22 protein-coding genes are annotated in these 24,734 nt (G+C 64.5%); 15 read left to right on the forward strand and 7 right to left on the reverse strand.

The window, feature by feature from the left end; all coding sequences use genetic code 11:
• Window positions 1-5 precede the first annotated feature (5 nt).
• From DX923_RS05800 to pfkB, 4 genes are all read right to left on the reverse strand, one after another.
• Window positions 6-770: an SDR family NAD(P)-dependent oxidoreductase gene (locus tag DX923_RS05800; protein WP_116113349.1), complete on the reverse strand. Its 765-nt coding sequence runs from the start codon at window positions 768-770 to the stop codon at window positions 6-8.
• Between the two features lie 205 nt (window positions 771-975).
• The gene (locus DX923_RS05805; RefSeq protein ID WP_116113351.1) at window positions 976-2,562 is read right to left on the reverse strand and encodes a PTS fructose transporter subunit IIC; all 1,587 of its coding nucleotides are present in this window, start codon (window positions 2,560-2,562) and stop codon (window positions 976-978) included.
• Entirely contained in the window at window positions 2,559-3,008 is a 450-nt protein-coding gene (locus tag DX923_RS05810; protein ID WP_116113353.1) for a PTS sugar transporter subunit IIA, read from the reverse strand. Before DX923_RS05810 ends, DX923_RS05805 begins: the two co-directional genes overlap by 4 nt.
• Window positions 3,009-3,060: 52 nt before the next feature.
• Window positions 3,061-4,011: a 1-phosphofructokinase gene (gene pfkB / locus DX923_RS05815; protein ID WP_116113354.1), complete on the reverse strand. Its 951-nt coding sequence runs from the start codon at window positions 4,009-4,011 to the stop codon at window positions 3,061-3,063.
• Window positions 4,012-4,196: 185 nt separating this feature from the next.
• Here pfkB and DX923_RS05820 point away from each other — a divergent pair, with 185 nt between their 5' ends.
• Genes DX923_RS05820 through DX923_RS05835 form a run of 4 tightly spaced genes read left to right on the forward strand, consistent with a single transcriptional unit; the run spans window position 4,197 to window position 9,438 of the window.
• A complete protein-coding gene (locus tag DX923_RS05820) occupies window positions 4,197-6,899 on the forward strand; it encodes a GNAT family N-acetyltransferase (protein ID WP_116113356.1) in 2,703 nt (900 codons plus the stop codon).
• Window positions 6,900-6,916: 17 nt separating this feature from the next.
• A complete protein-coding gene (locus DX923_RS05825) occupies window positions 6,917-7,510 on the forward strand; it encodes a DUF5998 family protein (protein WP_116116183.1) in 594 nt (197 codons plus the stop codon).
• Between the two features lies 1 nt (window position 7,511).
• Entirely contained in the window at window positions 7,512-8,714 is a 1,203-nt protein-coding gene (locus tag DX923_RS05830; RefSeq protein ID WP_116113357.1) for an alkaline phosphatase family protein, read from the forward strand.
• Window positions 8,707-9,438, forward strand: coding sequence for a thymidine kinase (locus DX923_RS05835; protein WP_116116184.1), 732 nt, complete (start codon window positions 8,707-8,709; stop codon window positions 9,436-9,438). Before DX923_RS05830 ends, DX923_RS05835 begins: the two co-directional genes overlap by 8 nt.
• On the opposite strand, the gene sepH is transcribed toward DX923_RS05835, so the two are convergent.
• The gene (sepH, locus tag DX923_RS05840; protein WP_116113359.1) at window positions 9,410-10,732 is read right to left on the reverse strand and encodes a septation protein SepH; all 1,323 of its coding nucleotides are present in this window, start codon (window positions 10,730-10,732) and stop codon (window positions 9,410-9,412) included. The two genes, DX923_RS05835 and sepH, sit on opposite strands and share 29 nt — an antisense overlap.
• Window positions 10,733-10,918: 186 nt before the next feature.
• Between sepH and DX923_RS05845 the strand changes: the two genes are divergently transcribed.
• From DX923_RS05845 to DX923_RS05875, 7 genes are all read left to right on the forward strand, one after another.
• On the forward strand, window positions 10,919-12,010 hold the full coding sequence (locus DX923_RS05845) for a ferrochelatase (protein WP_116113360.1): 1,092 nt from the start codon (window positions 10,919-10,921) through the stop codon (window positions 12,008-12,010).
• A 122-nt stretch (window positions 12,011-12,132) separates the two neighbouring features.
• Window positions 12,133-12,912, forward strand: coding sequence for an inositol monophosphatase family protein (locus DX923_RS05850; RefSeq protein WP_240322770.1), 780 nt, complete (start codon window positions 12,133-12,135; stop codon window positions 12,910-12,912).
• A 252-nt stretch (window positions 12,913-13,164) separates the two neighbouring features.
• Window positions 13,165-13,467: a DUF4193 domain-containing protein gene (locus tag DX923_RS05855; protein ID WP_116113363.1), complete on the forward strand. Its 303-nt coding sequence runs from the start codon at window positions 13,165-13,167 to the stop codon at window positions 13,465-13,467.
• A complete protein-coding gene (dut, locus tag DX923_RS05860; protein WP_116113365.1) occupies window positions 13,468-13,953 on the forward strand; it encodes a dUTP diphosphatase in 486 nt (161 codons plus the stop codon).
• A 70-nt stretch (window positions 13,954-14,023) separates the two neighbouring features.
• The gene (locus DX923_RS05865) at window positions 14,024-14,827 is read left to right on the forward strand and encodes a DUF3710 domain-containing protein (RefSeq protein ID WP_116113367.1); all 804 of its coding nucleotides are present in this window, start codon (window positions 14,024-14,026) and stop codon (window positions 14,825-14,827) included.
• Between the two features lie 10 nt (window positions 14,828-14,837).
• Window positions 14,838-15,212: an OB-fold nucleic acid binding domain-containing protein gene (locus DX923_RS05870; protein ID WP_116113369.1), complete on the forward strand. Its 375-nt coding sequence runs from the start codon at window positions 14,838-14,840 to the stop codon at window positions 15,210-15,212.
• On the forward strand, window positions 15,202-15,939 hold the full coding sequence (locus DX923_RS05875) for a DUF3159 domain-containing protein (RefSeq protein ID WP_116113370.1): 738 nt from the start codon (window positions 15,202-15,204) through the stop codon (window positions 15,937-15,939). The genes DX923_RS05870 and DX923_RS05875 overlap by 11 nt, the downstream gene beginning before the upstream one ends.
• Before the next feature lie 13 nt (window positions 15,940-15,952).
• Here DX923_RS05875 and DX923_RS05880 read toward each other — a convergent pair whose 3' ends face one another.
• Together DX923_RS05880 and DX923_RS05885 are read right to left on the reverse strand one after the other, a co-directional pair.
• A complete protein-coding gene (locus DX923_RS05880; RefSeq protein ID WP_116113372.1) occupies window positions 15,953-16,633 on the reverse strand; it encodes a potassium channel family protein in 681 nt (226 codons plus the stop codon).
• A gap of 22 nt (window positions 16,634-16,655) precedes the next feature.
• Entirely contained in the window at window positions 16,656-17,318 is a 663-nt protein-coding gene (locus DX923_RS05885; RefSeq protein ID WP_116116185.1) for a potassium channel family protein, read from the reverse strand.
• A 148-nt stretch (window positions 17,319-17,466) separates the two neighbouring features.
• Here DX923_RS05885 and DX923_RS05890 point away from each other — a divergent pair, with 148 nt between their 5' ends.
• The 4 genes from DX923_RS05890 (at window position 17,467) to DX923_RS05905 (ending at window position 24,642) form a co-directional block, all read left to right on the forward strand.
• Complete coding sequence (locus DX923_RS05890) at window positions 17,467-19,482, forward strand: APC family permease (RefSeq protein ID WP_116113374.1); 2,016 nt, start codon at window positions 17,467-17,469, stop codon at window positions 19,480-19,482.
• Entirely contained in the window at window positions 19,479-20,708 is a 1,230-nt protein-coding gene (locus DX923_RS05895) for a class I SAM-dependent RNA methyltransferase (protein WP_116113375.1), read from the forward strand. Before DX923_RS05890 ends, DX923_RS05895 begins: the two co-directional genes overlap by 4 nt.
• A gap of 246 nt (window positions 20,709-20,954) precedes the next feature.
• On the forward strand, window positions 20,955-23,741 hold the full coding sequence (gene acnA / locus DX923_RS05900) for an aconitate hydratase AcnA (protein ID WP_116113377.1): 2,787 nt from the start codon (window positions 20,955-20,957) through the stop codon (window positions 23,739-23,741).
• A gap of 289 nt (window positions 23,742-24,030) precedes the next feature.
• Window positions 24,031-24,642 (forward strand): dienelactone hydrolase family protein, encoded by a 612-nt coding sequence (locus tag DX923_RS05905; protein ID WP_162872808.1) that lies wholly within the window; start codon window positions 24,031-24,033, stop codon window positions 24,640-24,642.
• The last annotated feature ends 92 nt before the right edge of the window (window positions 24,643-24,734 follow it).

The following is a 24,734-nucleotide window of genomic DNA, read 5'->3' on the forward strand; positions in this document are numbered from 1 at the left end:
GCTGCTCAGCGGGGCGGCATCCGCAGTGCACCGTCAAGGCGGATGGTCTCCCCGTTCAACAAGGAGTTGTCGACGATATGGGCTACCAGCGCCGCGTACTCCTGGGGGCGACCGAGCCGACTCGGGTGAGGGACCAATGATCCCAGCGCATGTCGGGTCTCTTCGGGAAGTCCCGCCATCATCGGGGTCTCCATGGTTCCCGGGGCGATCGTCATCACCCGGATCTGCTGGTCGGCCAGATCCCGTGCGGCAGGCAGGGTGAGCCCGACGATCGCCCCTTTGCTGGCGGCATAGGCGAGCTGTCCTATCTGCCCGTCGTAGGCGGCGATCGAAGCTGTCAACACGATGACACCGCGGTCACCGTCCACCGGGGTGTTCTGCGCCATGGCTGCTGCTGCCAGCCGGAGGACGTTGACCGTGCCTACGAGGTTGATGTCGACGACGGTGCGGAAGGTGGCCAGCGGGAGCGGACCCTTGCGCCCGAGGACGCGTCCGGGGGTGGCAACTCCGGCGCAGTTCACGGCGACCCGGAGTTCGCCCGCAGAAGTCGCGAGCTCGATCGCGTTCTGGACCTGTTCCTCGTCGCGAACATCGGCGGCGATGAATCGGGCTCGTTCACCCAGCTCCTGTGCGACGTCCTGCCCGGCCGATGTCGGGAGGTCGACGATCACGACATGGCAGCCCCGCCGGTGGAGGTCGCGGACAGTCGCCAGGCCCAGTCCGGATGCGCCACCGGTGACGAGGGCAGCGGTGGCAGGGCTGATCTGCATTGGTCCTCCCGCGAAGATCCGGTGAAACTACTTGCGCAAGTAGGGTGCTGCACCGTCACACTAGCGTCCTGGACGCCTTTGCGGAGGGCTAAGAGTCAGAGTTCTTTCCTCAGCTTTTCGTGCTGACCAGCACCGCCGGCGGTGTCTTCGACGTGCTGTCCGTGGGGTGAGGGTACGGGCAACACGCCGAAGACACGGGTCGTGGTCAGGCAGCCTGGGGCGCTGTTGCCCTACCCTTTGCCTCCTCGACGGGCGCATCGGACGAAGACATTGAGCGACCGACCCTTTTCAAGGCGACCACTATCGCGGCGCAGACTGCGGTGCCAACGGCGATCGCAACCACGAACATCAAGCCGTGACCGATGAGAGGGAAGACCCACAGCCCACCGTGCGGCGCTCGTAGCGTACTCCCGAAAGCCATCACCAGACCGCCGGTGACCGCAGACCCGGTCATGGACGCGGCAATCACCCGGACCGGGTCGGCTGCGGCGAACGGAATCGCACCCTCGGAGATGAAGGACAGGCCCAACAACCAGGCTGCTCGCCCGTTCTCCCGCTCCGGCTCGGTGAACAGCCGGGGGCTGACCGTGGTGGCCAGGGCCATTCCCAAGGGTGCCACCATCCCCGCAGCCATGACCGCAGCCATGATCTTCATCTGGGGGGCATCTGCCGAAGCCGAGGCGGCGACAGCGGTGAGCCCGGTGGTCGCGAAGGTGTAGGCCACCTTGTTGACCGGCCCGCCGAGGTCGAAGCCCATCATGAGACCCAGGACCGCTCCGAGCAGGACGGCGTTCCCGCTGTTCATCCCGTTCAACGCTGAGGTCAGCGCCTCCATCAGGGAGGCGATCGGCCGCCCGAGGAGCAGAACCATCGCGCTTCCGGTGACCAGGGTGGACACGAGCGGAACCACGACGACCGGCATCACTCCACGCACATGGGGATGCACCGGCCAACGGCTGACCCAGCGAGCGGTGAACCCGGCGATGAAACCGGTGGCGATGCCACCGAGGAAGCCGGCCCCCATCATCGTGGCGATGGCTCCACCGACGAGGCCGGGAACCAGGCCCGGTCGGTCGGCGATACCGAAGGCGATGTAGCCGGACAGGATCGGCACCAGAAAACCGAAAGCAGCGGCGCCTATAGTGAACAGCAAAGCAGCCCAGTGCATGCCGTTCGTGGGGCTGAAAACGTTCTGCAGCAGAAGTTCAGGCCCTTTGGCCTTGGCCCCCTCGAGGGTGAACGCGGTCACGTCCATGGGTCCCTGCGCTCCACCGAAGAACTGGGCCAGGATGAATCCCAGCGCGATCAGTATTCCTCCGGCCGCTACCAGCGGGATCATGTGGGACACACCGGTCATCAACCAGATCCGGATCTGGTTCCCGGTTGACGGTTTCTCTCTGGAGACCGGCGCCGCAGCAGACGTCGGTCTCTGCTCTTCCGCAGCGCTTGCTCCGTCAGGAGCGGATTCCTCCTGGTTCTTCGTCACCTGGAGGACCAGCTCTTCCGCGCGGGCGAGCAGCGCGGCTGCATCGTTGATCGCGGCTTTGACCCCTACGTCGACGGTGGGTTTACCGACGAACCGATCAGCGTCCCGGATCTCCAGCTCATGGGCGAAGATGACAGCGTCGGCTTCGTCGATCGTCTTCTGGGGCAGACGTACCGCACCCGCAGACCCTTGGGTTTCGACTTCGATCTGATGGCCGCCCTGTTCCGCGGCTTGCTCCAGGGCCGCCGCCGCCATATAGGTGTGGGCGATGCCGGTGGGGCAGGACGTGACACCGACGAATTTCATGCCTTGATCACCTCGTCCTCGATCACCGTGACCACGGCAGCGGCGTCGGGGGCTTGACGCAGGGCGTTCTTGAAGTCTTCACGCATCAGCTTGCGTGCCAACATGGCCAGGATGGTCAGGTGGTCCTGGTCGCTTCCGGCAGGTACCGCGATCAGGAAGATCAAGGTGGCCGGGCCGTCCTCGGCTCCCCACGGGACTCCCGCTGAGGAACGGCCGAAGGCCAACGAGGGCTCGGTGACGGCGGCGCTGCGGCAGTGGGGGATGGCGATCCCGCCGAACAGCCCGGTCGACATCATCTCCTCACGTTTGGCGACATCGGCCAGAAGAGCGTCGAGATCGGTGACCCGGCCGGCGTCGACCAGGGTCTGGGCCAGCGCGCGGGTGGATTCAGCACGGTCGAGCTCGGGAAGGTCAAGGATCACTTGCTGGGGGGTGATGATCGACATGGAAGGGGGTCCTCCTCGTGGATAGACAGAATCAGGGGTGGAACGAAGACCGTCAGTCGTCGAGCGGGCGGTCCCGGCGGGGATCTTCCTGCACGGTCACCGAAATAGCGGCGACCTCGGCCGGTCCGGGGACCTCAGTGCCGGGACACATGACTGCTGCAGTGCCGAAGGCGACGGCGGTGGCGAGTGCGTCCGCCGCTCCCCGTCCGCAGACGAGCCCGGAGAGGTAGCCGGCCAGTGCACAATCGCCCGCGCCGACGGTGGACAACGGGTGCGGGGCAGTCGCATATGCGTAGTGCACCTGTCGTGCGTCGACCAGGAGTGCGCCGTCTCGTCCCAGTGAGACGAGTACTCGGCCGACATCTCGGTGGACGAGCTCACGAGCGGCCTCGATGACAGCACCGACGGTGGGTAGATCAGCACCTACCAGCTCGGCGAGCTCGGCCCGGTTGGGTTTGACCAGATCCGGTGATGCCTCGATCACCTGGTGCAGAGGAGTTCCTGAGGTATCGACGGCGACCTGCACGCCCCGGGATCTTGCCTGCTCGGTGAGTTCGGCATAGATGGAGTCGGGCATTCCTGGCGGGAGGCTCCCGCACCCGGCCACCCATGTGGTCGAGGCGGTGCAAGCCTCCAGTACTGCGTCCATGAACGATCGGACGGCTCGACGATCGTACCGAGGGCCGGTTTCGTTCACCTTCGTGGTGGTGCCATCTCCCTCGACGACGGCGATATTGGTGCGGACCTCGCCCTCGGACGGCAGCGTGATCAGCTCGACAGCGGACTCCTGCAGGAGATCGCGCATGAGCCGACCTGATTCTCCGCCCAAGGGGAGCGCTGCCCTGTTCGACATCCCGTGCTTGGCCAGGGCCCGGGAGACATTGACGCCTTTACCTCCGGCGTCGACCCGGGTGAAGGCAGCGCGATGCACCGCACCTGGTCGGAGAGCGTCGACGGTGACGGTCCGGTCGATACTGGGATTGGGCGTGACCGTGAGGATCATCGTTCGGCCAGACGCGGTACAAGTGGTGGCATCGTCGGTTCCGCTCGTGTCGACTGAAAAGGGACACCAGTCCAAGGTCGCAGTGACTTTAGCGGACTCGAGCGGGAGGATGGGGGCCGTTGGTCTTGACGAGCCCATACCGGCAGGTCGTTGACCCATCCGTCCGGGGCGGGAAGGATGACGTCATGGCAGACTCCGAAGCCTTTCAGAGCCTTGACGGGCTCCCTCCCGGGTATCCCGGGGACTGGGAGGCCGACGTGGTCTTGCGCAACGGGTCGATCGCGCACATCCGTCCGATCCTCCCCAGTGACGGCGAGGGCATCCGAGCCTTCCACGCCGGGCAATCCGAGGAATCGATCTACCTGCGTTTCTTCGCGCCGCTGAAGGAACTTCCGGACAAGGACGTCCACCGGTTCACCCATGTCGACTACGACGCGCGAGCCGCACTGGTGGTCACCGTTCGGGGAATGATCATCGGCATCGGACGTTACGACCGCCTGGCCGACGGGCACACGGCGGAGGTCGCTTTCAATATCGCCGACGTCTACCAGGGAAAAGGCGTCGGATCGGTGCTCCTCGAACATCTGGCTGTCGCAGCACAAGAACGTGGAATCACTCGATTCGTCGCCGACGTCCTACCCCAGAACCGCAAGATGATGAAGGTCTTCGTCGACGCCGGGTACGAGGTCAGCCACCATTTCGACGACGGGGTCATCGCGGTGGAATTCACTGTGGAACCCACGGCTCGTTCTGCCGCGGTCAGCCTGGCTCGTGAACACCGTGCTGAAGCAGAGAGCATGTCCGACGTCCTGTGTCCACGTTCGGTGGCGATCGTCGGGGTGAGCCGTCGGCCCGACGCTCCGGGAAGCTTGGTGCTGGACAACATCCTTGACGGCGGCTTCACCGGACAGATCCATATCGTCAACAGCGAGACCGATCACGTCCGGGGCCTGCCCGCCTACGACCGGGTCAGCGATATCACCGGTGAGGTCGACCTGGCGGTGGTGGCTGTTCCTGCGGAGAAGGTCTCTGCAGTCGTCGCGGACTGCGCGACCAAAGGTGTCAAGGCATTGGTGGTGCTCTCCTCGGGATTCGCTGAGTCCGGACCCGAGGGGCAGGCGCGACAGGCGGAGTTGTTGCTGACTGCGCGCGCGGCAGGAATGCGCGTCCTCGGCCCCTTGTCCTTCGGCTTGGTGAACAATCACCCCGAGGTGTTGCTGAACGCCACGATCGGTCGGCATCCTCCGCGGGTGGGCTCGCTGGGTCTGTTCAGCCAGTCGGGTGGATTGGCCGTCGGGCTGACGGCCTCGGCTGCGGAACGGGGGCTGGGGCTGTCGACGATGGTGTCCTCGGGCAACCGCGTCGACATCTCCGGTAACGACATGATGCAGTACTGGATCGACGACGAGTCCACATCCGTGGTCGGCATGTATCTCGAATCGATCGGTAATCCGCGTAAGTTCAGCAGGATCGCCCGCCAGCTGTCCTTGCGTAAGCCGGTTGTCGTCGTGAAGTCGGACACCGCACGCAATGTGCCGCCCGGTCATCGGGCGCGGGCACCCAAGGTCTCTCCTTCGGCTTTCGATGCTCTGCTGACCCAGGCCGGAGTGATCCGAGCACGCACCGTGCACGCGATGATGGACATCGCCGAGTTGGTCGCGCACCAGCCTCTTCCCCGCGGGGGGCGGGTGGGCGTCGTGGGCAATTCTGATGGCTTGAACCAGATCATGGTCGAGGCTGCCCGTTCCCGTGGTCTGCGCGTTCTGGGGGAGCCCCTGCGGGTGCCCTTGGGGGGGACTGTGCGGGACGTCAGAGCGGCTATGGAAGAAGCTTTCGGTGACGAGGGGACCGACAGCGTCGTCGTTGCTTTCATCCCACCCATGCAAGCTTCCGACGAGGTCATCGCCACTACTGTGGCCCATGCTGCTTGGGGTCATGAAAAACCTTGCGTGGCAGCTTTTTTCGGGATGAGGGATGTCTCTGAGGATCTCCGTAAAGCCAGCGAACCCCGCCCTGGGAACCACGAAGGACGACGTCGGATCATCCCGGTGTACCGCACCCCCCTCGACGGGATCGAAGCGCTGGCCGCAGCGACTCGCTACGCCCAATGGCTGCGATCCGACCACGGCGAACACCTCCGACCGTCAGGAATCGACCGAACCAGCGCGCACCACCTCGTCGAACGAACTCTGACCACCGCCCGAGAAGGGCGGCTCCTCGACGAGGACGAAACCAGAGAACTGCTGTCCGCCTACGGAATCGACTCCTGGGAATCCATCCCGTGCGCGGATGCCGAGGAAGCAGTGGCCGCAGCACAACGCCTGGGATACCCGGTGGTCCTGCGTTCGCTCGCCGAAGGAATCCGTACGCTGCCCGGAGCAGGTGGAGTCCGCGCAGACCTACGTTCCCCCGAAGCCGTCCGGACCGCGCACCGCGGACTCTCCGAATGGCTGGCCGACCTGAACGACCCACAACTGGCAGTACAGCGGATGGCCCCTGCCGGGATGGCCACGGTGATCCGCTCCCACGAAGACCCGCTGTTCGGCCCCGTCGTGAGTTTCGGGGTCGCCGGAGCACCCGCGGACGTCCTGGGAGACCTGACCCACCGCATCCCACCCCTGACCGAGGTCGACCTCCACGAACTGGTCGAAACCCTCCGAGCAGCCCCGCTGCTGAGCGGCGGGCACGGCAGACCCCCTGTCGATCGGGCCCATCTCTACGAACTGCTGTCACGGGCGGCTGCGCTCGCGGAGGACATCCCCGAGATCGACTCCTTGGAACTGAACCCGGTGATGGCTCACACCGGTGGTGCAGAAGTGCTCGGAGCCAGGATCAAGGTGGCTCCAGCACCGCGCCGTCAGGACATGGGACGGCGTGCGCTGCCCTGATGCGTCAAGATGTCTTCATGAACAACCCTGGGCGCCCTGCGGACAAGATGTCCCTCCCCGCGGAACTCCACCGTGGGATCGAGGAGGCTGGATATCATCCGGCTCTGGTCGGTGACGTCGTGGCCACGGCTGTAGCCGGTGACCCCGTCGTGGCCCATCTGGTGCATCAGGAGACCACCTTCGACCACGACGCGGTACGCCGCCACGTGACGGTGCTCGTCCTGACTCCCACGAGGCTGGTGGTCGCCCACGCCGACGAACACGGCGGCGAGGAGGTCCCGGTTCCGACGGTGACGGCCACGACGGAGTCGGTTCCGTTGGCCGGAGTCCGGGGCGTGATGCTGACCCATGTGGTCTCCGATCCGGCCCACTATCACCCCGGGAAGCTCGGCCACGAGGTCACCGTCACCATCGGCTGGGGTTCGGTCAGCAGGCTGGACATCCTGCCCGCCACCTGTGGCGACCCCAATTGCGATGCCGATCACGGTTATGAGGGGACCTTGACCGCCGACGACATCAGCCTGCGGATCAGTGCCGTTGCTGACGGCGAGTCCAAACTTCGAGAGGCCATGGCTTTCGCGCACGCCTTGCAAGCGGCGACTGCACGCTGACGTGAGTACACCCTCCACACCGATCGATCCATCTCAGCCCGGCACCGGCCTCGATGACGGCCTCGAGATGCCCCGTTACGACTCCGGTGGACTGGCCGGCGTCCTGCCCGCAGTAGCACAGGCTCTGAGCGCAGCGATCCTGCCCGGCCGCACCGTCTTGGAACTTCCTGAGGCCCGACGGGCCGTCGTGGTCCTCGTCGATGGGCTGGGCTGGGAGCTGCTGCGTCGACGCAGCGGGCATGCACCTTTCCTGCGGTCGATGATGTCTTCGGGCAGGAGGCTGACGGCAGGTTTCCCGACGACCACGGCGACCAGCATGGGCACCTTCGGGACCGGGCTGCCGCCGGGCAGCCACGGACTGGTCGGCTACGAGGTCCTCGTCCCGGAGACGGACAATCTCGTCAACGAACTGAGTTGGGAGAACGGCCCGGAACCTGAGCTCTGGCAGCCGGAGGAGACGGTCTTCCAACGAATCTCTGCCGCAGGGGTTCCGGTCACGATGGTTGCTCCGGCGCATTTCCGGGGCTCAGGTCTGACCCGGGCGGCATTGCGGGGAGCACGCGCGGTCGCAGCGAACCGGACCGAGGAGCGCATACCCGCCGTATTGGCGGCGCTGCGACGACAACCGAGGGGCCTCGTGTACCTCTATTGGGGCGAGGTCGACAAGATCGGGCACGGACACGGATGCGACAGCCACGAATGGGGGCTCGCCGTCGAGGAGGTCGACTCGACGTTGCGTAGGCTGGCTGCGGCCTTACCCGCAGACACTCTTCTGGCAGTCACTGCGGATCACGGCATGGTGGACATCCCCTTCGAGGACCGGGTCGACTTGGCACACACTCCCGAACTTGCTGCCGGAGTACGTCATCTGGGTGGAGAAGCTCGGGCCCCCCAGGTGTACGTTGAACAGGGGAGCCTTCCCGATGTCCTGGCGTCCTGGCAGTCCTGCCTAGCAGGTCGGGCGGCCGTCCGCACCAAAGAACAAGCGATCGACGAGGGATGGTTCGGCTCGGGGGAAGGCGCGGCAGGACGGCGCTCGGAAGTGGCTCGTCGGATCGGAGACATCGTGGTCTCCTGCGGGCAGGGCGTCGCCGTCGAGGACGGCCGTCGATGGCCGCGTCTGCTCGGATTGCACGGGGCATTGACCTCGGACGAGATCGCTGTTCCATTGCTCGTGCGTGCGCCAGGAGGTCACCGTGGCTGAGTTGGTCTTCTTCTCCGGAACGATGGATTGCGGGAAGTCGACCCTGGCGCTGCAGCTCGATTACACCCATCGGTCACGCTCGCGGTCGGGCATCGTGTTCACCAAGCTCGACCGGGCCGGCGAGCAGGTGCTCTCTTCGCGCCTGGGGCTGGTGTGCCCTGCAGTGGAGGTCCAGGACGATCTTGACTTCTGGCACGCGGTGAGCCGGGCGAGCAGAGAGGGCCGGATCGACTATCTGGTCTGTGACGAGGCCCAGTTCTATTCACCGGAGCAGATCGATCAGCTGGCTCGGGTGGTCGACGAACTCGACGTCGATGTCTTCGCCTTCGGGATCACCGCAGACTTCCGCGCGCAGCTTTTCCCGGGGAGCAAGCGACTCATCGAACTGGCTGACCGGGTAGAGGTACTCCAGGTGCAGGCGCTGTGCTGGTGCGGTCGTCGAGCCACTCACAATGCGCGGGTGCTCGACGGTGAGATGGTGGTTGAGGGCGAGCAGGTGGTGGTCGGTGACACCGACCGGGATCACGGGCCACACGAGGTCGAGTACGAGGTGCTCTGTCGCAGGCATTTCATGCGGAGGATGACCTCGAAAGTTGCTCGGCGAATCGCTCCGTCTCCAGAGCTGCTGCCTTTTGACCTGGATGCTTGTCCGGCCCCTCGTCGGTCATCGTCGGAGGCCGGACAAACAGGCGGAATCAGTCCTTCGACTTGCTGCCGAACATGACGTCATCCCAGCTCGGCACGCTGGCGCGCCCTTTAGCGCGGGTTCTGCTCGCACGACGACTGGCTCGAGTCTCCGGCTCTGCTCTGTCCTCCGCCGCACTGCTCTCGGGCTCGACGGCAACCGGGGCGCTCTCCTCGTGGGCGGTGCGGCGGCGCCGACTGGCTCTGCCGGACGGCGCGGAGAGGGCTCCGGCAGCCTCAGCGCCCGCTGATACCCCTCCGAGGTCCTGAACGGCCACGGGGGATCGCGTCGTACTTCCTCGCCGGGTGCGCGGTGCTGCGACCTTGGTATGGCGTCGAACGGGTTTCGTGGCCTGCTTGGCTGCTTCGGCCGCAACGGGCTCAGGAAGACCGTCTGCACCGTCTGGGTCGGGGTCGGAGTGCGCGCCAGGTGGGAGGCCCATGACGTCCGGGTCGTAGTCGATGGGCGTCAGCGCTGAACCTTCAGGGCCAGCAGGATCCTCCACCGGTGGCACCGAGGTCGGCGAAGCGTCGGTGGAAGCCGGCGCGACCTCGACCCGGTGGGTGCGTCGGGTGAATCCTCCTCGGCGGTGCCGGGCCGCGGATTGGTTGCGGACGGAGTCAGCTAGGTCGAAATGTTCTTCAGACTCAGGGGGATCGACCTCGTGATCTTCGTCCGACAGCGGCTGTCCTTCGTCCTCGGGCGGGCGGGAACGGACCTGTGAGGGAGCGACCGGCAGCGGCTGGGTCGTGGGGACCCGGTCGATGCCGTCGTCCCCGGAGAGCCAGAGTGCTTCGTCGTCGAGGGCCTGCACGGTGACCGTCTGGCGAGAGAAGGCCCAACTGGCCTGTCTGGCGCGACCACCGGCGAGGAAAGCAACGACGACGGTCCACTGCCCGTCCTCGGTGCGCCATGAGTCCCAGGTGACACTCTCCGCGGGGACCCCTCGGGCGGAGAGACGCTCGTCGACCCGTTCGGCCAGGGTGGCTCCATGGTCGCCGTACCGTCCTCTAAGGCGGGCTCGTCCTGCGGTCGTAGCGATGTGTTCCCGTTCGGCCAGGATCGGGCCGTCGTAACGGTGAACCTTCTCCACGGTCCAGCCTGCGCGGACCGCGGCTTCTTCGGCTGTTGCCCCGGCGCGGATCATGGCCTGGACTTCGCGCGGCCCCAGAGGTGGTGCCTCGCGGGGTGGAAGTGATTCGATCCGTGGCTCACGCCGGGCAGCCTGCCGGACCGCGTCGTCGAGTCGCAGTCGGAACTCGGCGCCGGAGTCGTCGACGAGGAGGAGATGTTCGCCGTCCTCGTGAACTCCGATCAGGTGCAGGTCCTGCATGGTCGCCTCTCAGCAAGGGGTGGTTGCACGCCTGACTCTGCCACGCTAGTTCGTCCGGTGGTAACGGGCACGCCGGGCCAGGCGCTCCCGCCCCGGTCCGGACGGGGCGTGACGGAGCTTGCGTCATTGTCGGTGGACTCCGGTACGGTGAAAGCGTTCCACAGGTAGCTCCGTGCCAGGAGATTCATGTCAGTCGATGCGCTCTCTCCCTACGACGCCGTCCTGCTCCATAGCTTCGGCGGTCCTGAAACGCCGGAGGAGGTCCTTCCGTTCCTGGAACGGGTGACCGGTGGGCGGGGGATTCCGCGTGCTCGGCTCGAAGAAGTTGGTCGACACTACTTCGAGTTCGGGGGGCGAAGCCCCATCAACGATGAGAATCGCGCCCTGATCTCGGCATTGGAGACAGAACTGTCCCGTCGGGGAACGCCTCGCCCGGTCTTGTGGGGGAATCGTTTCGCAGCGCCTTTCACCTCGGAGGCCTTGGGCAGAGCACGGGAGATCGGGGTGCAACGGCTGGTCGCGGTCACCACGAGTGCGTTCCCGTCGTATTCCGGATGCAGAGCCTATCGCGAGGATCTGGACCAGGCCCTGTCCGAGAACGGTTCCGTCGGCGTGATCGAGGGGATCCATGTCGACCGTATGCACCCGTATGCGATGCGAGAGGGCTTCGTCGGGACGAATGCGCGGTTGGTGTGCACTGCGCTGGAAGAGCTGATCTCCTCGGAGGGGCTCAGGACTGAGCAGGTGCGTCTGCTCTTCGTCACCCACTCGCTGCCGGTGACACAGAACGACACCTCTGGGCCTGAGCCTGGCGGCGCCTACCTGCGCTGGCACGAGGAGGTCTGTGCACAGGTGGCTCAGTCGGTGGAGAGACGCAGGGGAGAGTGCGCGGACTTCGAGCTCGTCTTCTGTTCTCGCTCCGGCCCGCCGACTCAGGCATGGTTGGAGCCGGACGTGGAGGATCGGATCCGGGAGTTGGCCGCTGGCCCGGTTCGTGGGGTGGTGGTGGCTCCGGTCGGCTTCACCGCTGATCACATGGAGGTCGTCTACGATCTCGATGTCGTGGCGGCAGCCGCTGCTCGTGAAGCGGGATTGGCATTCTCCCGGGTTCCCACTGTCCGCCAGGACAGCGAATTCGTCAGCTGCCTGGTGGATCTGTTGTTCGAGCGGGCGTCCCAGGCCAGAGAGTGCATTGTAGAGCCCTGTGACGCCGCCGCTTTCACGGAGGAGTCGGTCTGCTGCCGACCCGGATGCTGCCCGAACCCCCGAGGAGTTTGATCGTGCCGACGACCTGTGGCGTTTTTCCGAGTTCGGACGGTGGCGAGTTGCCTTCTCCTGAGGTTATTCATTCCTTGCGGAGAATGGCTGTCGAATTAGCTTCTGGTACAGCGGAATTAGCAGTGTCAGGCCGTGAGTCGGCCCTCTGCGACGAGAACACCGTGGACACCAAGAGCACCAGCAGCGACCTGGTGACTGCGATGGATCGGGCCTGTGAGGAATATCTGCGGGCACAGATCAGTGACCGCCGACCGCAGGACGGGATCCTCGGTGAGGAAGCGGGCGTATCCGGGTCCTTCGACGGGATCACCTGGGTGGTGGACCCCATCGACGGGACGGTGAACTATGTCTATGGCCGACCTGAGTACGCGGTCTCGGTGGCAGCGGTCGTCGGAGACCCTACGGTCCCGGGTGCTTGGCAGCCGATCGCCGGGGCGGTGTGTAGTCCGGTGAGTGGTCAGATCTTCCATGCGGGGATCGGCGCAGGGGCGTGTGTGGATTCTCCGGCCGGCGCCCAGGCCCTGAGATGCACCTCGGTGTCCGAGATCGGTCAGACCTTGCTGGCGACAGGGTTCGGGTATGCCCCAGAACGACGCCTCTTGCAAGCGCATGCGTTGGTGGAGATCTTGCCGACGGTACGGGACATCCGCCGCGGTGGCAGCGCAGCGCTGGACCTGTGCTCGGTGGCGTCGGGCATCGTCGACGCCTATGCAGAGGTCGGTGTGAATCCCTGGGATATCGCGGCAGGGTGGCTGATCGCCCAAGAGGCCGGCGCCCAGATCTCCTTCTGGTCTGCGGGTCCAGATCTTCCTCAGGGAATAGCTGCTTCCTCACCTGCTGTTGCACAGGAGGTTCACCACCTGATGACTCATGCTTACGAGCTTGCGGGTCAGAGGCTTTGACCTGATGAGGATGACTAGGTGACAGAGACCGGCCGCCTCCCGTGGGTGTGTCGGACGTCCAGATCTGGTCTTCTCCACGTCCTTACGGAGTGCCGGGGATGAAACCCGTCGCTTTTTAGGGCACAATCCCGCTGGACCGGGCACAGAACAGCGGCCCGATGCGTTGGTCCTGCAGCACAGACGACGCGTCGGCCTTGGTGAGTCCCATAGGCCCGGCGATCCACGTCACCCATGCCGACAGGGAGAAATTCAATGGCGACCGATTACGACGCCCCGCGGAAGACTGATGACGACGACCTGGGGGAAGACTCCCTTGAGGAGCTGAAGGCCCGGCGCGGAGACAAGTCCGCGAGCAGCGTCGACGTCGACGAGACCGAGCAAGCAGAGGGATTCGAACTGCCTGGTGCAGATCTCTCCGGTGAAGAGCTCTCCGTCCGGGTGATCCCCAAACAAGCGGACGAGTTCACCTGTTCTCGCTGCTTCCTGGTGCATCACCGCAGCCAGCTGGCCAAAGAGAACCATGGCAGCCCCGTCTGCTCGGAGTGCGCAGGCTGAATGACTGTCGTGGACGACATTCGTGTCGAGGTGGTCCGACTTGATCCGGAGCTTCCTCTGCCGGCCTACGCCCGGGACGGGGACGCCGGCCTCGACTTGTACGCCAAGGAGGGAGTCTCCCTGGCGCCGGGGGAACGTTCTTTGGTTCCCACCGGATTGGCCGTGGCGATCCCCTCAGGCTATGTCGGTCTGGTCCATCCTCGTTCAGGTCTGGCGCATCGGCACGGGCTGGGCATGGTCAATGCGCCGGGGACCATCGACAGTGGGTATCGTGGCGAGATCTTCGTCAATCTGATAAACCACGATGCGCATCGTCCGATCGTCCTCAACAGGGGAGACCGGATTGCTCAGCTCGTCGTCCAACGGGTGGCTCGTGCTCACCTCGTTGAGGTGATCAGCCTTCCGAGCAGTGAAAGAGGGTCCACCGGTCACGGCGCCAGCGGTGGTTTCGGTGGCTCTTCGAAAGAGGCCGAGCCGGGGGGCTAGGATCAGCCGCGTTCGGGTTGAGCCACACAGCACCACGTCACGGCCTGTCAAGGGCTTATGAGGAGATCAGATGGCACTGTTCCGGCGCCGGCGCCGCGAGGGTGAGGACAAAGTCGGTCGACGGGTCGTCGTGACCGACGATCTGGGTATCGAGGAATACGAGAGTTCTGACTACCCCTATGAAGATGCACCCGCACCAGAACCGGTGGCCGCGGACTCTGTCTCGTCCCTGGACTCTGACTATCTTCGGGAGGAGAGCGGCCCCTACGACCGGTCGGAGGTCGAAGACCGCGGAGACCGTGTCGACTTGGGCGGTGTCTGGCTGGCTGCTCTACCAGGAGCGGAGCTCCGGATCGAGGTCGATCCGGAGACCAACGAGGTTCAAGCCGTCACCACGGGACTGAACGGGAGCTCGATGCAGATCCAAGCCTTCGCCGCCCCGCGTAGCGCAGGCATCTGGGACTTCATCCGGGACGAGATCTCCGAAGGTGTCACCAGCCGCGGCGGTACTGCAGACCTGCGCAACGGCCCCCTCGGTACCGAGCTGCTCACCAGGCTACCCAGCCGCGGGCCGGACGGACGTACCGTTTATCAGGTCATGCGGTTCATCGGCGTGGACGGTCCTCGATGGTTCCTCCGCGCGGTGCTGACCGGGCCGGCCGCCTCGCAGGAGTATGCGGCGGAGCCCTTCTACCGGATGATCAGCAATTCGGTGGTGATCCGAGGCACTGATGCGCGACCGCCCCGAGAGATGCTTCCTCTGCGGCTGCCCAAGGAGCTGATGGAGGCCAACGGAATGGGACCGGAGGGCCAGGCGCCCGCTGACCCGTTGCGCCCCTTCGAACGCGGCCCCGAGATCACAGAGATCCGGTGATCTGACGTCCATGGGATCGGTCTTTTCGCGGTTCGCCCGTCGGGTTACTCGCTCACAGGAAGAAGAGGACGCCGATGAGCTGGTCAAGCAGGCCCAGTCGCTGGGCGCGTACAGCATCAAGGAGGTCAAGGATCGTGGAATGGCCGATGTCTGTGGCGAGCTACGGTCGTTGACCTTGCCGGCGCACTCCCGGGTGCCGATGCTCACCGCTGAGCTGTATGACGGTACTGCGACGATGCGTCTGGTCTGGTTGGGGCGTAGAGAGGTCCGTGGGATCGAGCCCGGCGTCAGGATGCGGGTGCGCGGACGGGTGATGTACCGCAAGGGAACGCCGACGGTCTTTAATCCTCAGTACGAATTGTTGATGCCCCGACATGGACATTGAGGGACAACACCGGCGCGAGACGCCGGACACTGTCGAGGGAATCCTCCGGGATCGACTCTCTCAGCTACTCGGAGGGTGGCGGGGTGCGGTCGAGGCAGGGGTCCCCACGGTGGCTTTCATCGTCGTCTGGGCCTTCTCCGGAGACTTGGTCAAAGCGCTCGTAGCCTCCGGGGTCGCGGTGCTGGGGGCTGTCGTTCTGCGAATGGTGCAGCGTCAGACGGTGCGTTATGCGCTGTCCTCGGTGTTGGCCACAGCGATCGCTGCTGCCTTTGCTCTCCGAACAGGGCGGGCCGAGGACGCTTTTCTGCCGTCGATCCTGTGGAACCTGGCGCAGGGAACGGGTTTCCTGCTCTCGGTATTGATCCGTTGGCCGGTGATGGGTTTCATGGTTGCCGCAGCCGATCCGCGGCTCACCGAGGACCCGGAGGACGTTGATCTGAGCGTTTTCACCAGGTGGCGCAAGCACGCTGGAATGGTCCGGGTCTGCTCCCGGATCACGTTGTTGCTCGCTGCGCTCATGCTGGGCCGGGCGGCCATCATGTTGCCCTTGTACGCGGCTGAGCAGGTGGCTCTGCTCGGAACAGCCAAGCTGATCCTGGGCTGGCCGACCTACCTACTGGTCGTCGGGGTGATCGCTGCGATGCTTCTACGTGGCAATACACCCTTGGACGACTCTGAGGTTGAAGCCTGGCCAGGCCCGGACGAGAGCAGTTCTCGTCGGGCCTGACCAGGAGGCCTGTTCAATCTTCGGGATGCTTGCTGACCCGAGGGTTGAGCAAGCATTCCAAGGCGATCTCCGACTCGGGGTTGGTGACGATCATCAGCTCGTCGCCGGCCTCGAGGAGATCGTCAGGGGAGGGCGCGATAGCGCGCTGCTCCCGCACGATGCAGGTCAGGACGGTGTTATCCGGCCAAAGGACGTCTCCGACGAGCCTGCCTGCCCAGGGTGAGTCCTCGGGGAGCGTGAGCTCGACGAGGGTCGATCCGCTCTGTTGGAACTCGAAGATCCTCACCAGGTTCCCGATGCTGACGGCTTCTTCGACCAGGGCGGTCATCAGCCGGGGCGTGGAGACGGCGACGTCGACTCCCCACCCTTCGTCGAAGAGCCACTCATTTTTGGGGTTGTTGACCCGAGCGACAGTACGCGGTACTCCGAACTCGGTCTTGGCCAGGAGCGAGACGACGAGATTGGCCTTGTCGTCCCCGGTGGCGGCCACGACGACCTCGCAGCTCTCCAGGCCGGCTTCGTGCAGGGCCGAGATCTCGCAGGCATCAGCGAGGAGCCATGAGGCGTCAACCACCCGGCTGGGCTGGACTTCGGCCGAATTGTGGTCGATGAGCAGGACCTCATGACCGTTGTTGATGAGTTCCTGGGCGATGGAGCGTCCGACGCTACCGGCACCGGCGATAACCACGCGCATGCTGTTTTCCTTCTTCTGTGGCTCAGTCGGTGGGCGGAACGCGATCGAGGATCTGCTCGACATCGGAGAGACGTTTCGCCTCACACAGGATGTTGAGCAGGTCGCCGTCCTGGAGTAGGGTTTCCGAGGTGGGGATGAGGCCCTCTCCCAGGCGCAACAGGTAGGCGATCCGAGTCCTGGTGATTTCTTCGATCCGGGTCAGCGGTTTTCCGATCCATCCCGGATTGGCGCGAACCTCAGCGATGACGACATTGCCGCTGGGATCGGTGAACTGAGGAACAGCCCCATCGGGAAGCAGCTGGCGCAGCATTCGGTCTGCGGTCCAGCGAACGGTGGCGACGGTGGGGATGCCGAGACGCTGGTAGATCTCGGCTCGCCCCGGATCGTAGATACGCGCGACGACGTTTTCCACGCCGTAGGTTTCGCGTGCTACTCGCGCTGCGAGGATGTTGGAGTTGTCGCCGCTACTGACGGCGGCGAAGGCGTAGGCATTCTCGATGCCAGCCTGTTCGAGGGTGTCCCGGTCGAAGCCCATCCCGGTGATCCGTCGTCCTTCGAAGTCCGGCCCTAACCGTCTGAAAGCAGTGGCATCCCGGTCGACGACGGCCACGTCGTGGCCTTGTTGTTCGAGGGCCAGCGCCAAAGCGGAACCGACGCGGCCGCAGCCCATGATCACGAAGTGCACGGCCTGACGGTACACCTCCGACCGGGGGATATCACCTGGGCATCGGGGCAGCGCGCTGGAAGGGCCGATTATCGGCCCAAAGTAGGGATTTTATCAGGGAGGGAGATCTCGGATAGGTGTCTGACGATGTGAGTCCTACAGTAAAGCCGTGTCGAAAGCCAGTCGTGCCCTCAAACGGGTTCTTGTCGGTCGCGCCATGCGCAGCGATCGTTTGGGAGAGACCCTGCTGCCGAAGCGGATCGCTCTCCCGGTCTTTGCCAGTGACGCCTTGTCCTCGGTGGCCTATGCCCCGGACGAGATTTTCCTGACTCTGGCCGCAGCTGGTGGTGCCTTCGCTGCCACCCATTCCTGGCAGATTGCCCTGACCGTGGCCTTCGTCATGGTCATCGTGGTCATGTCCTACCGACAGAATGTGCACGCCTACCCGTCCGGTGGCGGTGACTATGAGGTGGCCACGGTCAACATCGGTCCGCAGGCCGGGGTCGTGGTGGCCAGCGCCTTGCTGGTCGATTACGTACTGACCGTGGCGGTGTCCATCTCCTCGGGGGTGCAGAATGCGGCAGCGGCCTTGCCTCAGCTGCGTGGTAACGAGACGTTGGTCGGGGTGGGCCTGGTCGTCCTGCTGACTGCGATGAACCTGCGGGGGGTGCGTGAGTCGGGGTCACTGTTCGCCGTTCCTACGTACGCCTTCATGTTCGGCGTCATCGGTATGGCGCTCTACGGTTATTACCGGGCAGCGATGGGTGATCTGCCGCAAGCGGCTTCAGCCAAGTACGAGCTGGTCCCGGAGTCGGGTATGGAGTCCTTGGCCGGATTGGCTATGTTCTTCCTGCTGCTGCGAGCTTTCTCCTCGGGGTGTGCAGCGCTCACGGGTGTGGAGGCGATCAGCAATGGTGTGCCTGCTTTCAAAAAACCTAAGAGCCAGAACGCTGCGACGACTCTGTTGTTGATGGGGTCGATCTCGGTGGCCATGCTCATGTCGATCGTTCTCCTGGCGAACAAGGTGGGTCTGAAATTCGCAGAATTTCCGGCAGAACAGATTCTGTTGGACGGGAAACCTGTGGGGTCCTCCTATGTGCAGGAGACTGTGCTGGCTCAGCTCGCGGGTGCGGTCTTCAGCGATTTCCGGCCCGGTCTCTATTTCATTGCGACAGTCACCGGAATTTTGCTGGTGCTGGCCGCCAACACTGCATTCAATGGTTTCCCGGTCTTGGCATCTGTTCTGGCGAAGGACGGATACCTGCCGAGGCAGTTGCATACTCGCGGTGACCGGTTGGCGTTCAGCAATGGGATCATCATCCTGGCCGGCGCGGCTTGTGTGTTGATCGTCATCTACGAAGCGAAGGTCACCGAGCTCATTCAGCTCTACATCGTCGGTGTCTTCGTTTCCTTCACCTTGAGTCAGGTCGGCATGATCCGGCACTGGAACCGGCATCTGCTCACCGCAGTGGCTGAAGAACGTCGCCATATGCAGATCAGCAGGATCATCAACATCATCGGTGCCTCCATGTCGGGGCTTGTCCTGTTGATCGTCTTGGTGACGAAGTTCCAACGTGGCGCGAAGTGGGCGATCGCGGCAATGATCGTCACGTACTTCCTCATGCAGGCCATCAACCGTCATTACCGGTCGGTGAGCCGAGAGCTGGCGTTGGGTGATGACCCTCGGGAAGAGCGAGCACTGCCCAGCAGGGTGCATGCTGTCGTGTTGATCAGCAAGATCCACAAGCCGACCATGCGGGCACTGGCCTACGCCCGGGCCTCGAGGCCGTCTCAGCTCGATGCGATCACCGTGAATGTGGAGTCCGAAGCGACCAAGGAATTGTCTCGTGAATGGGACCGCCGCAATATACCGGTTCCGCTGACCATTCTGGACAGCCCTTATCGAGAGATCACCCGGCCTGTTCTCAACTATGTCAAGGACGTGCGGGCTCGTCATCCTGAAGACGTGGTGACGGTCTACATTCCCGAATATGTCGTCGGACATTGGTGGGAACAGGTCTTGCACAACCAGAGCGCCTTGCGCCTGAAGACAGCCCTTTTGTTCACGCCGGGTGTCATGATGGTGAGTGTGCCTTGGCAGCTTCAGTCTTCGGCGAATGCCGAAGCCCGTCTGGAGGCGGCGACGACCGCTCCGACGGCAGGCGCAGTTCGGAGGGGCGAGTGAGTACTAACCGGGTCTCGGCGGTGGGCGCCGAGTATGTGGTCGATGTGGGCCCGGTGGCACACGGCGGGCACTGCGTGGCCCGTCATGAAGGGCTGGTCCTCTTCGTGCGGCACAGCCTGCCCGGCGAACGGGTGCGGGCTCGGGTCATCGCGGGGCGCACCGGGGATCGTTTCCTGTTGGCCGAGGCCATTGAGGTCCTGGAGGCTTCGGCGAAGCGAGTGGACGCACCCTGTCGTTATGCAGGCCCGTCCGGGTGCGGCGGTTGCGACTTCCAGCATGTCGATCTGGCGTATCAGCGGGAGATGAAGGCCGCTGTGGTCCAGGAGCAGCTCTCGCGGTTGGCCGGTGTGGAGCGCTCGGTCACCGTGGAGCCGCTTCCTGGCCACGAGGACGGTCTTGGATGGCGTACCCGGGTGAATCTGGCGGTCGACCGTCGTGGCCGGACGGGCTTTCACCCGCATCGCAGTCGTGAGGTGTTGTCGATCGACGAGTGTCTGCTGGCTGCGCCTGGTATCGCAGACAGCGAGATCTTCTCGTCGGTGTATCCGCGCGCCAAGGCTGTGCACGCAGCGGTCTCCTCGACGGGGGAACGCGCCGTGGTCGCAGCACCCCAAGGGCTGAAACGCACCCCTTCCCTTCACGAACGGGTCCTGGTGGGGGGCGAGGAGTCGTTCTTCCGGCTGAACGCCTTGGGCTTCTGGCAGGTTCATCCGGCTGCGGCGCAGACCTTCGTGGACCGGGTGTTGACGGGATTGGCTCCTGAGCCGGGTGAGCGTTGTCTTGACCTGTACTCGGGGGTCGGGCTCTTCGCCCGAGGATTGGCGCAGGCCGTGGGCGGGTCCGGCGAGGTGGTGGCGGTGGAGTCCGATTCCCGGGCTGCCCATGCTGCGGCTGATCATTTCGCCGGAGACGGTCAGGTGTCGGTCTTGCACGGACGGGTGGATCATGCGCTGCCCGAGTTGGTGGAGCAGGGCGAGGGCTTCGATCTGGTGGTCTTGGATCCACCACGAACGGGCGCTGGCCGTGACGTGATCACGGGTGTGGCTGCTTTGCGTCCGCGGGCCGTGGCCTATGTGGCTTGCGACCCGGCGGCGCTGTCCAGAGATATCGCCTATGCGGCTGAGTTGGGTTATGTCCTGCGGGAGTTGTCCGCCTATGACGCCTTCCCGATGACTCATCACGTGGAGTGCATCGCGATCTTGTGTCCGGAGGCGACGACGGGGTGAGCAGGTGGCGGCGCGCTCGATCGGTTCCGGAGGGAGCCGATCGGGGCAGCCGTCTCTGCTCAGGGGGTTCTGCAGGTCTGAGCGCTGGCTCTGGGGGTTTCGACTGGGCAGGCATGGAGCGCTGCGGTTCTCGCGGGGCGTTCGGTGCACATGCCAGCAATGGACTGATCCCGCACTGTTGTTCTGGTTCGGGTATCAATATGGTTAGATATCTTGATATCGAGAGAACTTGTGAAGGAGCCCGACATGAGCTGTGACAGCTTCCAGGCCAAAGGCACCCTGCATGTGGGTGATGCCTCCTACGAGATCTTCCGGCTGGCCGCCGTCGACGGCAGCCAGACACTCCCGTACAGCCTGAAAGTGCTACTGGAGAACCTGCTGCGCACCGAGGACGGCGCGAATATCACCGAAGCACACATCCGTGCCCTCGGTGGCTGGGACGAGAATGCGCAGCCCGACACGGAGATCCAGTTCACCCCGGCTCGTGTCGTCATGCAGGACTTCACCGGTGTGCCCTGCGTCGTGGACCTGGCCACCATGCGGGAGGCCGTTGCTGAGCTCGGCGGTGATCCCAGCAGGATCAACCCCTTGGCTCCTGCCGAGATGGTCATCGACCACTCGGTGCAGATCGACGTCGCCGGAAGTCGTGACGCCTTCTCGATCAACCAGGACTTCGAGTACCAGCGCAACAAGGAGCGTTACCAGTTCCTCCGCTGGGGCCAGACCGCCTTCGACGAGTTCGCCGTCGTCCCCCCGGGCACTGGAATCGTCCACCAGGTCAACATCGAACGACTTGCCCGCGTGGTCATGTCCCGCGGTGGACAGGCCTACCCGGACACCTGCGTCGGCACCGACTCCCACACCACCATGGTCAACGGGTTGGGCGTGCTCGGCTGGGGTGTCGGCGGGATCGAGGCCGAAGCAGCCATGCTCGGACAGCCCGTCTCCATGCTCATCCCGCGGGTCGTCGGCTTCAAACTGACCGGGTCGATGAACGCCGGTGTCACTGCGACCGATGTGGTGCTCACCATCACCGAGATGCTGCGCAAGCACGGCGTGGTGGGCAAGTTCGTCGAGTTCTACGGTGCGGGTGTGGCAGCGCTGCCCCTGGCGAACCGGGCGACCATCGGCAACATGAGCCCTGAATTCGGTTCAACCTGCGCGATCTTCCCCATCGACGAGGTGACCGTCGACTACCTGCGGTTGACCGGACGCGACGATGCGCAGATCGCTCTCGTCGAGGCCTACGCGAAGGAACAGGGGCTCTGGCTCGATCCCGAAGCCGAAGCCCGCTACTCCGAGAAGCTCGAACTAGACCTGTCCACGGTGGTGCCCAGCATCGCGGGTCCGAAGCGCCCCCAGGACCGGATCGAGCTCACCAAAGCCCAGAAAGCTTTCCGCCAAGCTCTGCCCGCCTACGTGAAAGGCCGCGAGGGCGATGTGGAACTCGACGATGTCCATGAGGACATCGCCTCTGACGCGCCTGCCCAGATGAGCGACCTTCCCAGCAGCGAAGCCGGTGCGCTCCGGACCCGGCCGTTCGACGGGCTGCGTCGCACCTCTCGCAAGGTCTCGGTGACCACCGACAAGGGCACCTTCGAGGTCGACCACGGACATGTCGCAATTGCTTCCATCACCTCCTGCACCAACACTTCCAACCCCTCGGTGATGATGGCTGCCGGGCTACTCGCCCAGAAAGCCGTGGACAAAGGCCTGCAGGCCAAGCCATGGGTCAAGACTTCGATGGCGCCTGGCAGCCAGGTCGTCACCGGTTACTACGAGAGGGCCGGGCTGTGGCCTGCCCTGGAAGCACTCGGCTTTCACCTGGTCGGCTACGGCTGCGCGACCTGCATCGGCAACTCGGGCCCGCTGCACGAAGCGGTCAGCAAAGCCATCAATGACAACGACCTCGCCGTCACTGCGGTGCTCTCCGGTAACCGTAACTTCGAAGGCCGGATCAGCCCCGATGTCAAGATGAACTACCTGGCCTCCCCGCCGCTGGTCATCGCCTATGCCATCGCCGGGACGATGGACTTCGACTTCGACGCTCAGCCCCTGGGCCGGGACCGGGACGGTCATGACGTTTACCTCACCGACATCTGGCCGAGCGCGGCCGAGGTCGAGAATGCCATCGCTTCCGCCATATCCCGTGACATCTTCGTGGAGGACTACAAGGACGTCTTCGCGGGTGATTCCCGTTGGCAGGGGCTGAACACCCCTGAAGGCAAAACCTTCAGCTGGGACGGCGAGTCGACCTACGTCCGTAAACCCACGTACTTCGACGGCATGAGGATGGACCTCACTCCGGTGCAGGACATCACTGGGGCCAGGGTGCTCGCCAAGCTGGGTGACTCGGTCACCACCGACCACATCAGCCCTGCTGGCGCCATCAAACCGGACAGCCCGGCCGGCCGGTACCTCGCTGAGCACGGCGTCGAACGCAAGGACTTCAACAGCTACGGCTCCCGCCGCGGGAACCACGAAGTGATGGTGCGCGGCACCTTCGCCAACATCCGGTTGAAGAACCTGCTGCTGGACGGGGTCGAAGGCGGATACACCCGAAACTTCCTCAACGGTGGTGGACAGACCACCATCTACGAAGCCAGCGAGGCCTACCAGGCAGCCAAGATCCCCCTGATCGTCCTGGGCGGTAAGGAATACGGCTCGGGAAGCTCTCGCGACTGGGCGGCCAAAGGCACCCGACTGCTCGGCGTCAAAGCCGTGATCGCCGAAAGCTACGAACGTATCCATCGCTCCAACCTGATCGGGATGGGCGTTCTGCCACTGCAGTTCCCCGAGGGTCAGAACGCTGACAGCCTCGGTCTGGACGGCACCGAGACCTTCGACATCGCCGGGGTGAGCGAACTGAACGAAGGACGTACCCCTAAGACGGTGAAGGTCACCGCCACCGGATCCGATGGTACGAAGACCGAGTTCGACGCGGTCCTGCGGATCGACACTCCTGGAGAACGCGACTACTACCGCAATGACGGCATCCTGCAGTACGTCCTGCGGGGCCTGGTGAAGGCCTGACCTTCCCGACCTGTGATCGGTGGGGCGGAGGACGGAGAGACCTTTCCGTCTTCCGCCCCACCGACAGGGGCTCATCGCGCCAAGACCCTCTGCGAAACTGAATTCATGCTGGCGACAGTACTTTTCTGGCTGCTCCGGCGGGAGGGAGCGAAGACTGACCGGCTCAGGACCTTCGGGCCGCTTCTCCTGCAAGGCGAGAGTTCACCGTCCTTCAGCCCCGTTCGCCGACCCGGGGTGGCAGGCTGTCCACGAGGGCGCCCACCGGGGTGCTGGATCCGGGAGGGTGCACGTGGCTGAGGTGGTGATTTTCCACTCGGCGCTGGGAAGGCGTCCGGGTGTCTTCGATGCGGCCCGACGCCTACGTGACCAGGGGCATACCGTTCACACTCCGGACCTCTACGAAGGAGTCAGCTTCGGAGGGGGGGCCGAGGGATACGACGCCGGAGTCCTACGCATGGAGGAGATCGGCTGGACCACCATCGTGGACCGAGCCTGGGCCTGCGTAGAAGAGCTCCCTGGAGAACTCGTCTACCTGGGTTTCTCCATGGGTGCAGGGATCGCCCAAGAGCTGGCCATCCACCGACCCGGAGCACGCGGAGCCGTACTGATCGGCGGCGGCGGCGCCTACGACGACGAACCCTGGCCCTTGGGTGTCCCGGTCGATGCACATCACATGGTGGACGACCCCTGGGTGGACGAATTCGCCCCCGTCCGGCTGGCCCGCCTCGCAGCCCGTGCAGGCTCGTGCAGCAGCGTCTACCTTTACCCCGGGGACCAGCACCTGTTCACCGACCCCGAACTCGTAGAGGAATACGATCACGGTCTGACCGAATTGGTATGGCGACGCGTGATGCGTTTCTTGATTCGACTGGAAGCTGGGTACATCCCCAGCCGAGGCTAGGGCGAGAGGTATCCCGGTGACAGACCGGTTATTCGGTGGACGAGGAGTCCACCGCTGGTGGAAATCTGCACGGCAGGTGTCCCCCCGACGGA

The organism is Austwickia chelonae, assembly GCF_003391095.1.
In the GTDB taxonomy this organism is placed as follows: Bacteria; Actinomycetota; Actinomycetes; order Actinomycetales; family Dermatophilaceae; genus Austwickia; species Austwickia chelonae_A.